General features: G+C 72.3%; 13 protein-coding genes. 7 read left to right on the forward strand and 6 right to left on the reverse strand.

Annotation, left to right across the window (positions count from 1 at the left end; genetic code table 11):
• Positions 1–28: 28 nt before the first annotated feature.
• The 3 genes from FB559_RS36680 to FB559_RS36690 are packed head-to-tail and all read right to left on the reverse strand — an operon-like array spanning position 29 to position 4,283.
• Positions 29–1,807 carry a thiamine pyrophosphate-binding protein gene (locus FB559_RS36680; protein ID WP_141962234.1) on the reverse strand — a complete coding sequence of 593 codons (1,779 nt, stop codon included), beginning with the start codon at positions 1,805–1,807 and terminating at the stop codon, positions 29–31.
• Positions 1,804–2,805, reverse strand: coding sequence for a zinc-dependent alcohol dehydrogenase (locus FB559_RS36685; protein ID WP_141962235.1), 1,002 nt, complete (start codon positions 2,803–2,805; stop codon positions 1,804–1,806). Before FB559_RS36685 ends, FB559_RS36680 begins: the two co-directional genes overlap by 4 nt.
• A complete protein-coding gene (locus FB559_RS36690) occupies positions 2,802–4,283 on the reverse strand; it encodes an aldehyde dehydrogenase family protein (protein WP_185792647.1) in 1,482 nt (493 codons plus the stop codon). The genes FB559_RS36685 and FB559_RS36690 overlap by 4 nt, the downstream gene beginning before the upstream one ends.
• A 256-nt stretch (positions 4,284–4,539) precedes the next feature.
• Between FB559_RS36690 and FB559_RS36695 the strand changes: the two genes are divergently transcribed.
• From FB559_RS36695 to FB559_RS36715, 6 genes are all read left to right on the forward strand, one after another.
• On the forward strand, positions 4,540–5,328 hold the full coding sequence (locus FB559_RS36695; RefSeq protein WP_141962237.1) for an IclR family transcriptional regulator: 789 nt from the start codon (positions 4,540–4,542) through the stop codon (positions 5,326–5,328).
• Positions 5,329–5,374: 46 nt separating this feature from the next.
• The gene (locus tag FB559_RS36700) at positions 5,375–6,583 is read left to right on the forward strand and encodes a CaiB/BaiF CoA transferase family protein (protein ID WP_141962238.1); all 1,209 of its coding nucleotides are present in this window, start codon (positions 5,375–5,377) and stop codon (positions 6,581–6,583) included.
• Complete coding sequence (locus tag FB559_RS36705) at positions 6,576–7,364, forward strand: citryl-CoA lyase (protein ID WP_141962239.1); 789 nt, start codon at positions 6,576–6,578, stop codon at positions 7,362–7,364. The genes FB559_RS36700 and FB559_RS36705 overlap by 8 nt, the downstream gene beginning before the upstream one ends.
• A gap of 111 nt (positions 7,365–7,475) precedes the next feature.
• Entirely contained in the window at positions 7,476–8,273 is a 798-nt protein-coding gene (locus FB559_RS36710; RefSeq protein WP_246122721.1) for an SAM-dependent methyltransferase, read from the forward strand.
• A gap of 84 nt (positions 8,274–8,357) precedes the next feature.
• The gene (locus FB559_RS46355; protein ID WP_281286347.1) at positions 8,358–8,480 is read left to right on the forward strand and encodes a hypothetical protein; all 123 of its coding nucleotides are present in this window, start codon (positions 8,358–8,360) and stop codon (positions 8,478–8,480) included.
• Positions 8,481–8,619: 139 nt separating this feature from the next.
• A complete protein-coding gene (locus FB559_RS36715; protein WP_141962240.1) occupies positions 8,620–10,281 on the forward strand; it encodes an ABC-F family ATP-binding cassette domain-containing protein in 1,662 nt (553 codons plus the stop codon).
• Positions 10,282–10,360: 79 nt separating this feature from the next.
• On the opposite strand, the gene FB559_RS36720 is transcribed toward FB559_RS36715, so the two are convergent.
• Positions 10,361–11,212: a fumarylacetoacetate hydrolase family protein gene (locus FB559_RS36720; protein WP_141962241.1), complete on the reverse strand. Its 852-nt coding sequence runs from the start codon at positions 11,210–11,212 to the stop codon at positions 10,361–10,363.
• 235 nt (positions 11,213–11,447) lie between these two features.
• Between FB559_RS36720 and FB559_RS36725 the strand changes: the two genes are divergently transcribed.
• Positions 11,448–12,977, forward strand: coding sequence for an alpha/beta hydrolase (locus FB559_RS36725; protein WP_185792648.1), 1,530 nt, complete (start codon positions 11,448–11,450; stop codon positions 12,975–12,977).
• A 38-nt stretch (positions 12,978–13,015) separates the two neighbouring features.
• On the opposite strand, the gene FB559_RS36730 is transcribed toward FB559_RS36725, so the two are convergent.
• Complete coding sequence (locus tag FB559_RS36730) at positions 13,016–13,684, reverse strand: response regulator transcription factor (protein ID WP_141962243.1); 669 nt, start codon at positions 13,682–13,684, stop codon at positions 13,016–13,018.
• A gap of 2 nt (positions 13,685–13,686) precedes the next feature.
• Positions 13,687–14,901 carry a sensor histidine kinase gene (locus FB559_RS36735; RefSeq protein WP_185792649.1) on the reverse strand — a complete coding sequence of 405 codons (1,215 nt, stop codon included), beginning with the start codon at positions 14,899–14,901 and terminating at the stop codon, positions 13,687–13,689.
• Positions 14,902–14,914 lie beyond the last annotated feature (13 nt).

Raw genomic sequence — 14,914 nt, forward strand, 5'->3', positions numbered from 1 at the left:
TCAGGTTCGGGCCGCTGCCCCGGGCGGCTCACGACGTCCCCTGCTCGGGGAAGACACCGTGGTAGATGTCCTTGATGTTCCAGTGCCCGGGTGTCGGCACCGGTTCGTTGACCATGGGCACGTCGAGTACGGCGGGGCGCCGCCCGGCGATGGCCGAGCGCAGCGCCGTCGCCAGGTCGCCGGGTGCGGCGATCGCGTATCCGTCGGCCCCGCAGGACCGGGCGAACGCGGCGAAGTCGGGGCTGTAGGCCTGGCCGTCGCGGTCGCGGAACTCACAGCCGTACGCGTTGCCGAAGTTGGCCGTCTGCAGGTCGGCGATGGTGCCGTGGGCACGGTTGTTCATGACCACGAAGATCACCGGAAGTCCCTGCTCGACCGCCATCGGCACGGCCGGAAGCTGGGCGCTCATGCCGCCGTCACCGACGAGGGCCACGACGACACGGCCTGGCGAGGCGAGCTGGACCCCCACGGCGGCGGCCGGCCCGAACCCCATCGTGGAGGCGCCACCGGGGGTGATGAAACCTCCCTCGGGCGGGAGCTCGTAGCACTGGGCGACACCGTTCTTGTTCCAGCCGACGTCGGTGACCAGCACCGCGTCGGCGGGCAGCGCGTCGCGCAGGTCGCGCAGGATGCGTTCGGGGCGGAGGGGGAAGTCGTCGCTGCGGCCGCGTTCGCGGCTGCCGGCGAACAGCTCGGCACGCGCGACGCGGATCCGCTCGCGCAGCGCCGGGCGGCCGACGGGCTCGGCCTCACGTACGGCCCGCGCGATCGCCTGGACCGCGAGCGTCACGTCGGCGACCGCGCCGATCTCGACCGGGTAGTTGCGGCCGATCTCCGCCGGATCGATGTCGATCTGGATCAGCCGGGACTCCGGTGCGCCGAGGTTCCAGGTGTGGTCCGGATCCCAGGAGCTGGCGTCGGTCTCGGCGAACCGGGTCGCGAGGGCGAGGACGACGTCGGCGCCGCGCGCGTAGTCGTTGGTGGCCTCCAGACCCCAGAATCCGGGCATGCCCAGCAGCAGCGGGTGTTCGTCGGGGATCGCGCCCTTGCCCATGAGCGAGTGCAGGATCGGGACGTCCAGCCGCTCGGCGATCGACAGCAGCGCGTCCCGGCCGGCACCCCGGCGCAGGCCGCCGCCGAGATAGATCAGTGGCCGCCGGGCCTCCGCGAGCAGGGCCGCGATCCGCGCGGCCGCCGGGGCCGGCAGGTCGGGCACCGCGTCCTCGGCCGGCAGCGGGCAGGCGGTCCACGCGACCTGGCGGGAGAACAGGTCCATCGGGACATTGAGGAGCACCGCGCCCGGCCGGCCGGAGGTCGCGGTCCAGAACGCCCGCTCGGTGAACCGGCTCAGGTCCTGAGCGCGGTGGACGTGCCAGGCGCGCTTGACGAAGGGACGGTAGATCGCGGTCTGGTCGGCGTCGGCGTGGAGGTTGACCTCCTGGTGCGGATGCCTGCCGTGGTAGTAGGACGGCACGTCACCGGAGATCGCGATCAGCGGCACCGAGTCCATGGCGGCGGTCGCCACTCCGGTGACGGCGTTCATCATCCCCGGCCCGACGTGGGCCAGCAGCACGCCCGGACGGCCCGAGGCCCGTGCGTAGCCGTCCGCCGCGTGCGCGGCCGCCTGCTCGTGCCGGGCGATGACGAACTCGATCGAACTGCCGCTCAGCGCGTCCAGCAGCGCGATGTTGGTGTGGCCGCAGGTCCCGAAGACGTACTCCACGCCATAGGATTCCAGCTGCCCGGCGAGCGCGTGCGCCGCCGTCAGGGTCGTCGCCTCTGCTGCGGGGTGGTCGGCCACGGTCATGAGGCCATCTCCTCGGTACGGGGCAGGCTGATCCAGGATTTGCCGGGAACGCGGGAGGCCTGGGCGAACGCCTCGGGCGCCTCGGCGAGCTCGTACCGCTCGCGTAGCACCCGGCCGGGCCGCAGGTCGTGGCTGCCGAGCATGGCGATCGTGTGGGCGAACCCCCCCGGGTGGTCGTAGATGAGGCAGCCGCGTACGGTCAGCCTGCGCTGCACGAGGGTGAACGTGGACAGGCGTGCGGGCCGGCTGCTCAGGCCCACCGCGATGAGACGGCCACCGTCGGAGACGAGGTCCACCGCGTCCTCGAACGCCTCGGGGACTCCCGAGGTCTCGATCACGACGGGGAACGTCGTGCCCGGCTTACGCGGCTCGGCGCTCCGCGCGCCGATCCGCAGGGCGAGCGCCCTGCGGCCCTCATGGGGCTCGATCACGTACGGCACGCCGCCGGCCTGCAGGACCGCCAGGCACACGAGCAGGCCCTGGGCCCCGGCGCCGACGACCAGGCACGCGTCCCCGTTCCGCAGGCCGCTCGCCTGGACGGCTCCCACGGCGACGGTCAGCGGTTCGACGCAGACCACGTCGGCCTCGTCCCATGAGTCGGGGACGGGCCAGGTGAACCGCGCCGGGACCGCGACGCGTTCGGCCAGCAGGCCGTGTTCGGAGATGCCGGCGGCGCGACGTGCCTCACAGCCCGCCGTGGCGCCGGCGCGGCACGGCCCGCAGACCAGGCAGGGGTAGTTCGGCTCCACCACCACGCGCTGACCGGGACGCCGGTCGGCGACGTCGCCGCCGACCGCGAGGATCACGCCGAACGCCTCGTGGCCGAGCACCCAGGGCAGGGCGGGTACGGAGCGGCGGCCGGACACCACGGCGAGGTCGGACCCGCACAGGCCCACGCCGTGGACCGCGACGATGACCTCCCGCGGCCCGCACGAGGGCTCCGGCCAGTCGTTCACGACCGCCACGGTCGCCGGGGACACCAGGGTGACGGCCCTCACGCGTCCTCGCCCCACAGGGAGGTGCCGCGCAGCAGCAGCGTCTTGACGACGGTGTAGTCCTCGACCATCCAGCGGGGGGCCTCGCGCCCGAAACCGGAGTCCTTGACCCCGCCGAAGGGCACGTGGTCCAGCCGGAAGTTGGAGGATCCGTTGACGACCAGGCCGCCGACCTCCAGATCCCGCCAGGCGGTGATGACGCGGTCGAGGTCGCGGGTGAACAGGCCGGCCTGCAGTCCGGACCGGCCGGCGTTGCACTCCTCGATCACCGTGGACAGGTCGTCGTAGGGCAGCACCGCGACGAGCGCCCCGAACACCTCGTGGGTGATGACCGCGGCGTCCGGCGGTGGTTCCGCCACGATGGTCGGAGCGACGGTGGCACCCTCTCTGGTCCCGCCGAGCAGGATCCGCGCGCCCGCCCCGGCGGCCTCCGCGCTCCAGCGCACGACCCGGTCGGCCGCCTGCTCGTCGACCATCGACCCGATGTCGGTGGCGGGATCGAGCGGGTCGCCGACCCTGAGCTCGGCCACGAACGCGGTGAAGTGCTCCAGGAACTCGGCGAACCGGGACCGTTGCACGTACACGCGCTGGACCGAGACGCAGCTCTGCCCGGAGTTCGTATAGCCGGTACGCGCGCACGCCCGTGCCGCCTCGGCGACGTCGGCGTCCTCACAGACGATCGAGGCGGCGTTGCCGCCCAGCTCCAGCACCAGCCGCTTGGCGCCCGCGGCCCGGGCGACCGCCGCACCGGTGGCGACACCGCCGGTGAAGCTGATGACGCCGACCTCCTCCGCAGCACACAGCTCGGCGCCGACCTCGCCGTCACCGTGCAGCAGTTGCACGGCCTCGACCGGCATCCCCGCCTCCACCAGCAACGCCACGATCGCGGTGGAGATCGCCGGCGCCTGCGGCGGCGCCTTGACGATCGTGGTGTTGCCCGCGGCGAACGAGGCGCCCAGCTTGTGCGCAAGCAGGTTGGCCGGGGCGTTGAACGGGGTGATGGCCAGCGCCACGCCCACCGGGGCCCGGTAGGTGAAGGCGGTGTTGCCCACCCCTCGCGCCCAGCCCGCCACCGGCAGCGTCTCCCCGCCGATCCGGCGGGCCTCCGCCGCGCAGACCGCGAAGGTGTCGGCGACCCGGTCGATCTCACCGCGCCCGTCCTTGAGCGGCTTGCCCAGTTCGAGCGCGAGGAGGCGGGCCAGCTCCTCCCGGTGCCGTGCGGCACTGGCCGATGCCCGCTCCAGAACCGTGGCACGGGCGGCCGGGGACAGCCTCGCCACCGTACGGGCGGCGTCTCGTGCGTAGGTGCGCACGGCGGCGATGTCCGCCGGCCGGGCCGCGGGCGCCCGGCTGACCGTACGCCGCAGATATGGTCCGACCCGTCCGCTCTGTGGGCCCTCGGTGATCCACTGACCACCCACGAGTGCGGCGGCCTGCACGACCGAGTCCTCGGCTCCGGGCTTGAGGATGGCTTCCAACACGAGTTCCTCCAGAACCGTTCAGCGGTCTGTTGGTCCGGCAAGCCCCCCGGCCCCGCACTACCTAATGTTCGAACCAGTGAGTTAGTTATAGGTGACGGGCTCACACGAGGGAAGGGCCCGTCGCGAATTTCTCAGATCTGCGGATCAGGACCGCCCAGTGGACCGGATAGACCGCTCTACGGACTCGATGTAACGTACGGACCGTGGGAGGGCACTGTCGGGCGAGGCCGCCGCGCGGGATCGGGGAGCAGGACCAATGGGCACAGCGAACGGTTCCGGCGACTCCGCGCCGGACGCCCCCGGCGTACGCAGCGTCGAGCGGGCCCTGGACATCCTGTCGCTGCTGAGCGAGGAGCGCCCCGCGGTGTCGATCCGCGAGATCGTCCAGGAGACCGGGCTGGCCAAGACGACGGTGATCCGGCTCGTGCAGACCCTGGAGCAGAACGGCCTGCTGTGGGCCGCTCCCCACGGTTACCTGGCCGGGCCGGGCCTCTGGCGCTGGGCGCACCTGGCCCGCAGCAGCTGGGAGCTCCCGCCCGAGACGCGGAAACTCATGCGCGACCTCGGCGCCCGCCGGCGCGAGACCGTGAACCTCTACATGCTCCGCCACGTCCACCGGGTGTGCGTGGCCCAGCAGGAGAGCCCGCAGCCCCTCCGGCACGTGGTGCACGTCGGCGACGAGCTGCCGCTCTGGGCCGGAGCCTCGTCGAAGGTGCTGCTCCACGACGCCCCGGAGAGCCTGCTGACACGGGTGGCGCGCAGCTCCCCGTACGGGGACGGGCACGTTGAACGGCTGCGCGAATGGACCGAGGAGGCGGGCCACCAGGGCTGGGCGGTCAGCCACGGCGAGCGGGAGGACGGGCTGTCCGCCGTCGCCGTCCCCGTCCTCGGGCGTTCCGGCGCGGTCGTGGCCGCGCTGTCGCTGAGCGGTCCCACCGTCCGCTTCTCCGGCGACCAGGTCGAGCGGTTCACCAAGGATCTGCGCCAGGTCGCCCGGCAGATGTCCGAACGGGGGTTCGACCACCCGCTCAGCCCCACGATCTGACCACACGCGGCGCCGGGCCCCGGGGCTTCGTCGAAGGAGCAGGCGAATGCAGGAACGACCGCTGAGCGGAGTCCGGGTACTCGATCTGACCAACGTGCTCGCCGGGCCCTACTGCAGCTACCAGCTCATGCTGCTCGGCGCGGAGGTCGTCAAGATCGAGGTGCCGGGGCAGGGAGATCTGGCCCGGCGTCTCGGCCCGGATCCGGAGCTCAACGAGGCCGGCCTGGGCACCTCCTTCCTCGCCCAGAACGCCGGCAAGAAGTCCGTCGAGCTCGATCTCAAGTCCCCTGCCGACCGGGACGCGTTCGTGGACCTGGTCCGCGGCGCGGACGTGCTCCTGGAGAACTTCCGTGCCGGGACCCTCGCCCGGCTCGGCTTCGGCTGGCCACGGCTGCGGGAGCTCAACCCCCGCCTCGTCTACTGCGCCATCTCCGGCTTCGGGCAGACCGGGCCGATGAGCCAGGCACCCGCCTACGACCAGATCATCCAGGGCCTGTCCGGGATGATGAGCGTCACCGGCACTCCGGCGACCGCTCCGTTGCGGGTCGGGTTCCCCGTCTGCGACACGGTGGGCGGCCTGGCCGCCGCCCTGCACATCTCCGCCGCACTGGCCGGGCGCGCCCGTACGGGCCAGGGCGCCTACCTGGACGTGTCCATGCTGGAGGCCGCCATCTCCGCGATGGGATGGACGATCTCCAACTACCTCGTGAGCGGGGTCGCGCCCGAGCCCATGGGCGACCAGAACGCGACGGCGGCGCCGTCGGGCACCTTCGACACCGCGGACGGCCCGCTGAACATCGCGGCCAACCGGCAGCGGCAGTTCGAGACGCTCTGCGCCCTCGTCGACCGGCCCGAGCTCGTCACCGACCCGCGCTTCGCCGATCGCGAAGCGCGCAAGCGTCATCGCGGTGAGCTCAACGACGAGCTCAACACCGCGTTGCGCCGCCGGCCGGCGGCGGAATGGGAGCGGATCCTGGCGTCCGCCGGAGTGCCGGCCGCGCGGGTCGCCACCGTGCCCCAGACGCTCGACCTCGACCAGCTGAGCCATCGCGGGTTCCTCACCGACCTGCCGTTTCCCGGCAGCGACGGCCGTACGCTGCGCGTCGCCGGCAGCGGGGTCCTCCACGACGGCGCACCCCTGCCGCCCGTCGCTCCGCCTCCGCTCCTGGGCGAGCAGAACGCCGAACGCGAGGCGCTCGCCGCCCGCTGGGCCGCTACGGCGGAGGACGTCAGGGTGAGGGGGCCGCATGAATGACATCGACCCGACCGGGGCCGTCGCCGGCTGGTGGGCGACCGCCGTCTCCCGCATGGAACCCGGCGTCATCGAGCTGCGCGGGCATCCCGTTCAGGAGCTCATCGGGACGACGAGCCTCACCTCGATGATCTGGCTGATGCTGCGCGGCGAGCTGCCCGGCGCACGGGAGGCGGCGCTGCTCGAGGCGGCCCTCGTCGCCGGCGTCGACCACGGGCCACAGGCGCCCTCGATCGCCATCGCGCGCATGGCGGCCACCTGCGGAGTCGGGCTCAACAGCGCCGTCGCCAGCGCCGTCAACACCCTCGGCGACTCGCACGGCGGGGCCGGCGAGCAGTGTGTCGAGCTGCTCACCGAGATCCTCCAGGCCGAGGCCACCGGCATCGGCCTGGAGACCGCCGTCCGGCAGGTCATCGCGGCCCGGCCGCGCTACCTTCCCGGATTCGGGCACCGGTTCCACCCGGTCGATCCGCGCCGGGACCCGCTGCTGTCCCTGGTGGACTCCGCGGTGGCGGACGGTGTCGTCCCCGGTGACCACCTGCGGGCCGGACGGGCGGTGGAGGACATCCTCAACCGCGGGCGCGCCGAACCCGTGCCCATGAACATCGACGGCGCCACCGCCATCATCTACGCCGAGCTCGGCTTCCCGGCGCCGCTGGCCCGTGGCCTGTTCGTCCTGAGCAGGAGCATCGGCATCCTCGCGCACGCCTGGGAGGAGACCGAGCAGGGACGGCGCAACAAGGGCCCGATCCCCCGCTCGATCCTGCCCGCCCATCTTCCCTGACACGTCCGCGCGGATATCCGGCTCAGCCCGACCGGGGGTCGATATGGTGCCGATGTGAGTGATATCGGGGATTTCCGTGCAATTGACCCGGATGAGTTTGGTAAACCGCCGGTGGACATCGACACATCCGTGCCCAGCCCGGCACGCATGTACGACTACTATCTGGGCGGCAAGGACCATTTCGCCTCCGACCGGAGAGCGGCCGAGGAGATCTACACGCAGATCCCCGACCTGCCCGAAGTCGCGCGCGACAACCGTGCCTTTCTGCGGCGCGCGGTGCGAGCCCTGGCCGACGCGGGGATCCGCCAGTTCATCGACGTGGGCACCGGCCTGCCGACCCAGGGCAGCGTGCACGAGATCGCCCAGGCGATCGACCCGGCGTCGCGGATCGTCTACGTCGACAACGACCCGATCGTCCTGGCCCACGCACGCGCGCTGCTGACCAGCGCTCCCGAGGGTGCCACCGCCTATATCGACGCGGACCTGCGGAAACCCGAGGAGATCTTCGACCATCCGGACGTGCGCGCCCTGATCGACCTCGACCAGCCGGTCGGCCTGCTGATGGTCGCCGTGCTGCACTTCATCACCGACGAGGAGGACCCGCGGCGGTTGCTGTCCCGCTACCGGTCCCGGCTGGCGCCCGGCAGTCACATCGCGCTCGCGCACGCGACCAAGGAGGATCGCCCACCCGAGGCCGTCCAGAAGATGACCGACGTCTACCGGCGGGCATCGGCGCCGTTCAACTTCCGGACCAGGGAGCAGATCCTGTCGTTCTTCGACGGGACCGACCTGGTCGAACCCGGCCTGGTCCACTGCCCGGACTGGCGCCGCGAACCGGGCACGCGACCCTCGCGGTCCGCCGGATGGAACTTCGCCGGTGTCGGCGCACTGCCCGCGACCGCGCTCTAGACCAATGGTGGGGACGGGCGGAAGGTCGTGGTGGACCCGGGGCCTCCTCCTGGCCGGCGCCGCTCTGCTGCATCGTGAGCGCGGATGCTCGTCGACCCTCACGGCCTGCTGCGGCCCGAGCTCGCCGAACGGGTTCACGTGCACAAGGACGAGCTCGCCCTCGTGCTGTCACTGCTGCCGGCGCCGGCACAGTGGTCGCCGCCCTGATCAACCGGCGCCGCGACGACGGCCGCGTACGCCCGGTCGTCTCACCGCGCGGGACGACCTCCCCGTAGGGAGCCGGTACCGCGGTGGCCAGGTGGCGCCGGACCGGGTGCAGGCCGTGGCGGGATAGCGTTGGCGTTCTATGAGCGCAACCCTTGTCGCGAAGGAACTCGCCGCCGGGCACGGCGACCATGCCCTGTTCTCCGGGCTCGACCTGGTCGTCTCCCCCGGCGAGGTCATCGGCCTCGTCGGGGTCAACGGCGCGGGCAAGTCCACTCTGCTGCGCACCCTCGGAGGCCTGCTCGCCCCCGAGGACGGCTCCGTCACGCTCAGTCCCTCGTCGGCGGCCGTCGGCTATCTGCCGCAGGAAACGGAGCGGCGCGACGGTGAGACCGTGCTCGGCTTCCTCTCCAGGCGTACGGGAGTGGCGCGGGCCCAGCGGGAGCTCGACACCGCGACCGAGGGCCTGGTCGGCGGACGTGCCGGCGCCGACGACGAATACTCGGCCGCCCTGGAGCGATGGCTGGCGCTGGGCGGCGCCGACCTGGACGACCGGGCCGGCGAGGTGGCCGCGGAGCTGGGGCTGGCGGTCGCTCTCGACCAGCCGATGACCTCGCTCTCCGGCGGCCAGGCGGCACGCGCGGGGATGGCGTCGCTGCTGCTCAGCCGCTATGACATCTTCCTGCTCGACGAGCCGACCAACAACCTGGACCTCGGCGGGCTGGAGCGGCTGGAGCGGTTCGTCACGGGCCTGCGGGCCGGCACGGTGCTGGTCAGCCATGACCGTGAGTTCCTGGACCGTACGGTCACCCGGGTGGTGGAGCTGGACCTCGCGCAGCAGCAGGTGAACGTCTACGGCGGCGGCTACGCGGGATACCTGGCCGAGCGTGAGGTCGCGCGCCGGCACGCGCGGGCCGAGTACGAGGAGTACGCGGGCCGGGTCGGCTCGCTGGAGGACCGTGCCCGTACTCAGCGGGACTGGGCGGCCAAGGGCGTCAGGAACGCCAGGAAGAAGGCCAGGGGCGCCAACGGGGGCGACAACGACAAGGTCGGCCGGAACTTCCGCGTCGACGCGAGCGAGAAGCAGGCCTCCAAGGTCCGGCAGACCGAACGCGCGATCGAGCGCCTCGACGTGATCGAGGAACCCCGTAAGGAGTGGGAGCTCCGGATGGAGATCGCCGCCGCTCCCCGTGCCGGTGCCCTGGTCGCGACCCTGCGCTCCGCGGTGGTACGGCTCGGAGCCTTCACCCTGGGCCCCGTCGACCTGCAGATCGGCTGGGCCGAGCGGGTGGCGATCACCGGAGCGAACGGAGCCGGCAAGTCGACGCTGCTGGCGGCGTTGCTGGGCCGGACCCCTCTCACCGAGGGCCACGCCTCGCTCGGTCCCGGTGTGGTCGTCGGCGAGGTCGACCAGGCGCGTGCCCTGTTCCTCGGCGAGATGCCGCTGCTGGACGCCTTCGGCGCGGTGGTCCCGGAGCTGCCGCCGGCCGAGATCCGTACCCTGCTGGCGAAGTTCGGCCTCCGTGCCGAGCACGTGACCCGCCCGGCGGCGACGCTGTCCCCCGGCGAGCGCACCCGTGCGGCCCTCGCCCTGCTCCAGGCGCGTGGCGTGAACCTGCTCGTCCTGGACGAGCCCACCAACCACCTGGACCTTCCGGCGATCGAACAGCTGGAGTCCGCGCTCGACTCTTATCCCGGCACTCTGCTGCTGGTGACCCACGACCGCCGCATGATCGACGCGGTGCACACCACCCGCCGTCTGCGGGTCACCGACGGCCGCGTCACCGAGACGGACCCGGGCTGACGGACTCGCCGGTGGCCGCACGGCGTCCGCCGGCACAACCGGCCGTACGGGCGTACCGGCGCGGCCACCGGCCGGTCGCTCAGCTCGCGGCCACGAGACGCTGGCGCTGCCGGCCGAGACCGTCGATCTCCAGCTCCATGACGTCGCCCGCGGTGAGATAGGGAAAACGTCCGGAGAGTGCGACGCCCTCGGGGGTTCCGGTCAGGATGACGTCTCCCGGTTCGAGCACGAGGTACCGGGACAGGTCGAAGACGATCTGCGCGACCGAGAAGATCATGTCCCCGGTGGTGGAGTCCTGGCGAGGCTCGCCGTTGACCCAGGAGCGGAGCCCGAGCCCGTGTGGGTCCACCTCGTCGGCCGGGATCAGCGCCGGTCCCAGCGGGCAGAACGTCGCGCACGACTTGCCCTTGGACCACTGGCCGCCGGACAGGTCCATCTGCAACCTCCGTTCGGAGACGTCGTTGCCCACCGTGTAGCCGGCGACGTGTCCGAGGGCCTCCTCGGCGGAGCCGAGATACTGGGCGCGGCGGCCGATGACGGCGGCCAGTTCCACCTCCCAGTCCGTCGTGGTGCCGCCCCGTGGGATGGTCACCGGGTCGTCGGGGCCGACGACGGTGTTGGGGTGCTTGAAGAACACGATTGGCTGTTCGGGCGGGGCGTTCCCGGACTCGGCGGCGTGGGCCGCGTAGTTCTGGCCGATGCAGATGACGGCCGCGGGCCGCGCGATCGGCGGGCCCGTACGCAGCGCCTCGGCGCCGTCCAGCAGCGGCAGCCCGCCCTCGCGCAGGGCGGCTCGGGTGCGTTCGACGCCGCCGGCGGCGAGAAAGGCGCCGTCGATCTCCGTGGTGACCGGCGACAGGTCGTGGACGGCTCCCTCATGCCGTACGGCGGGCCGTTCCTGTCCCGCCGGGCCGAGACGAAGTAGTTCCATGATTCACGTTCCTCGTGGTCGGGGTCGATCGCGTCGCGCCGTGTCGTGTCGTGTCATGTCGTGTCGGTGAGGACATCGGTAGTCGACATTCGGCTCAAAGCGTGCCAGAGACCGTTTCCAGGCCACGACCAGGGCCGGCCGGTCCCGACCACCACGACTTTTCATACTTTGGTATTGCCGGGTGCCGACCCCTCGGCCGATGCGGTCGCGGATGGGGCAGGGAAGCCTCTGCGCCATGAAGAAACCCGAGAATGGCCGGCTGGCGTGGCCGGTGGTCGTGCTGGTCGCCGTCGCGCTGGCCGGCGCCGTATCGACGGCAGCGGCCGGTGCGATGACCGGTGGCCGGACCGGTCAGGACCCACACGGCGATCCGGCCGGGCAGCGGCGGTTCGCGAAGTTCTACGGGCAGGCGGTGACCTGGACCTCCTGTGACATTGAGGCGATCCCGCTGCAGTGCGCGCGGGTGCGGGTGCCGGTGGACTGGTCCCGGCCGGACGGGCCGGTGGTGTCATTGGCGGTGAGCCGGCACCTGGCCACCGGGAGCCGTCGCGGTTCCCTCCTGCTGGATCCGGGCGGTCCCGGGGCCTCCGGAGTCGACTTCGTGCCCCAGGCCGTGGGCGGGATCGGCGCGGACCTCGTCGCCGCCTATGACCTGGTCGGCTGGGATCCGCGCGGCTCGGGCAGGTCGCACCCGCTGACGTGCCCAGCCGGTGCGGACGCCGCGTTCGCCTCGGCCGACGGCTCACCGGACACCCTGCGCGAACGCCGGGCGTACGAGACGGCGGCAGCCGGCTGGGCGCGGGCGTGCATGCGTGCCTCTGGGCCGCTGTTCGCGCATGTGGACTCTCTCAGCACCGCACGCGACATGGACGTGCTGCGGGCCGTCCTGAAGGAAGACAGGCTGGACTACGCCGGATACTCGTACGGGACCGTGCTCGGCTACCACTACGCCGACCTGTTCCCGTACCGGGTGGGGCGGATGGTCCTCGACAGCGCCGGGGACCCCACGCTCGACTACCGGGCGTGGATGCGGGGCAACACCTCCGCCAAGGAGGACGCCCTGAACGGTTATCTGCGGTCGTGTGACGACCGCGCCGGGTGCCCGTTTCACGGCATGACCGCGGCCCGGGCACGCGACTGGCTGCTCGCGCTGCTCAAGCAGGCCGACACCACGCCGCTGCCGGTCACCGGCGGCGGCACCGTCACCCAGTCGATGCTCTACGACGCCGTGTACGGCCAGCTCATCCAGCCCCACACGTGGGCGCGGCTCGACCAGGTGCTGGCCGCGCTGCGGCACGGGGATGCCGGGCCGGCGTTGGAGGCCTCCGGCGAGAAGGACACCGACCCACCCATCACGATCGCCAACGCCGCGCCGCTCTGCCTGGACCTGCCGGACCACCGGGACGCGCGCCAGGTCATGGCCGACGCGCGACGCGGTGAGCGGCGGCAGCCCGTGTTCTCGCGGCCGACGATCGCCGGCACCAACACCGTCTGCGCACGCTGGCCGGTGCCGCCGGTGGTACGGCCGCATCCGGTCGGGGCGTACGGCGCCGCGCCGATCCTCGTGGTCGGCATCACGCACGACACGGCCGGTCCGTACGCCTGGGCCCGGTCACTCTCCCGGCAGCTGACCAGCGGGCGGCTACTGACCTACGACGGGTACGGCCACGGTGCCGTCATCGCGAGCGCCTGCGCCCGGACGGCGGAGGGCCGGTATCTGATCGGCGGAGTGCTGCCCGCGCCCGGTACGGTCTGCCGTACCTGAGCGGACCGGCCCGAGGCGGGTCATGGTGTGTCCGGGCCTCAGGCCGGCTCGGAGTCGTGCACGATGAGCGCGACCTCGACCCGGTTGCCGACGCCGAGCTTGCTCAGCACGCTCGAGACATGGGTCTTGACCGTGGCCGTGCTGAGGAACAGCTCGGCACTGATCTCGGCGTTCGACCTGCCACGGCCGACGGCGTACGCGACGTCACGTTCGCGGTCGCTGAGCCGGGCGAGCGCCTCCCGTGCACGTGACCGGCGCTCGGCCCGGGCGGGATCGCTGATCTGGGCGAGCAGCCGCCGGGTGACCGCCGGGGACAGCATGGCGTCTCCGCCGGCCACGGTCTCGATCGCACGGAACAGCTCATCGGGCGCGCAGTCCTTGAGCAGGAAGCCGGCGGCTCCGGCCCGAAGCGCCCGCATGACGTACTCGTCCGCGTCGAAGGTGGTGAGGATGATGATCCTCGGCGCCGCGGCCCGGACACAGAGCCGCTCCGTCGCGGCGAGGCCGTCCATCCCCGGCATCCTGATGTCCATCAGCACGATGTCGGGGTGATACCGGTCCACCGCCGCGATGACCTGGGCGCCGTCGCCGGCGGTGGCCACCACCGACGTGCCGTCGTTGGCGGACAGCATGGTGGTGAGGGCCGAGCGGACGAACGCGTCGTCGTCGGCGACGAGCACACGCACCGGCCGGTCCGTGGACACCATTCCTACTCCCGAAGAGGCAGCCAGGCGGCGAGCCGGAACTCGTCTTTCGCGGTCCATCCGTACTCCAGCCGTCCGCCGACGAGCCTAGCCCGTTCGGACAGGCCTACGAGCCCTTGGCCGGCGCCTGGAATCGGCGAGGCCAGGTCCGCGCGAGCCGTCCCGCGCGGATTGCGGACCTCGACGTCCAGGCCGGTACCGAGCGACGCCCTGACCGTGACCGCGGCGCCCGGTGCGTGCTTGCGCGCGTTCGTCAGTCCCTCCTGCACCACGCGATAGGCCGTCCGGCCGACGTGTGCCGGAACATCGCCGTACGCGTCGCCGGGGTCCTCATGCAGTGACACGGCCATGCCCGCCCGTACGGACTCCTCGACGAGCCGGCGCAGGTCGGCCAGCGTGGGCTGCGGGACCAGGGGCGAGGTCTCGTTCTCCCCCGCCCGGAGTACCCCGATCACCCCGCGCAGGTCCTCCAGTGCCTGGTGTGCGCTGGTACGGATCAGCGCGGCGGACTCGGCGACGGCGTCGTCCTGCCGCCGGCTGACCTGCAATGCGCCGGCCTGCAGGCTGATCAGCGAGATCCGGTGGGCCAGGACGTCATGCATCTCCCGTGCGATACGGGCGCGCTCGCCGCTCCGCGCCTGCTCGATCCGCAACCGCTGCTCGGCCTCGGCCTTGTCGGCCCGCTCCCGCAGGGACGCGACCAGCTGGCGCCGCGCCCGGATGTACAGCCCCCAGGCGATGACGATCACGAGCAGAAGCGCCGAATTGACGGCGCCGTTTCCGTCGCCGCGCTCCGAAGAGATCTTCAACGTGAACCGGGGAACGGAGAGCTCGTCGACATAGCGCGTCACCGTGGCGGCCACCAGGACGAGGGCGACCGCGATGAGCGGGCGTACGGGTCTGCGGCTGGCGACGGTGCCCAGACAGACCAGTGCCGGGACCTGTGCCGCCGGAGTGAGACAGGTGAGCACGCCCAGCACGACGGCGATCGGAACGGGCCACCGACGCCGCCACCACAGCGCCAGGCAGGCGGCCGCCGCGGCGGCGGTGTCGGCGACCTCGGCCAGGGAGGACGTCGCCGACCGAAGCTGAGATCCGACCAGACCGACGGCGATCAGCACGCTGACGCCGAACCAGGCGGCGTCGGCGATCCGCCCGCGTGCGCGTCCCAGGACGCGGGCCGAAGTGCGGGCGAAGGTCGCCACGGGCCGCGTGTTCACCTGTCCACCGCCC

Source organism: Actinoallomurus bryophytorum (genome assembly GCF_006716425.1).
Classification (GTDB): Bacteria; Actinomycetota; Actinomycetes; order Streptosporangiales; family Streptosporangiaceae; genus Actinoallomurus; species Actinoallomurus bryophytorum.

Coding starts and splice junctions, on each gene's coding strand:
- FB559_RS36720 (WP_141962241.1), bottom strand. CDS start 11,212: ATGGAACTACTTCGTCTCGGCCCGGCGGGACAGGAACGGCCCGCCGTA.
- FB559_RS36680 (WP_141962234.1), bottom strand. CDS start 1,807: ATGACCGTGGCCGACCACCCCGCAGCAGAGGCGACGACCCTGACGGCG.
- FB559_RS36695 (WP_141962237.1), top strand. CDS start 4,540: ATGGGCACAGCGAACGGTTCCGGCGACTCCGCGCCGGACGCCCCCGGC.
- FB559_RS36715 (WP_141962240.1), top strand. CDS start 8,620: ATGAGCGCAACCCTTGTCGCGAAGGAACTCGCCGCCGGGCACGGCGAC.
- FB559_RS46355 (WP_281286347.1), top strand. CDS start 8,358: ATGCTCGTCGACCCTCACGGCCTGCTGCGGCCCGAGCTCGCCGAACGG.
- FB559_RS36700 (WP_141962238.1), top strand. CDS start 5,375: ATGCAGGAACGACCGCTGAGCGGAGTCCGGGTACTCGATCTGACCAAC.
- FB559_RS36705 (WP_141962239.1), top strand. CDS start 6,576: ATGAATGACATCGACCCGACCGGGGCCGTCGCCGGCTGGTGGGCGACC.
- FB559_RS36725 (WP_185792648.1), top strand. CDS start 11,448: ATGAAGAAACCCGAGAATGGCCGGCTGGCGTGGCCGGTGGTCGTGCTG.
- FB559_RS36730 (WP_141962243.1), bottom strand. CDS start 13,684: ATGGTGTCCACGGACCGGCCGGTGCGTGTGCTCGTCGCCGACGACGAC.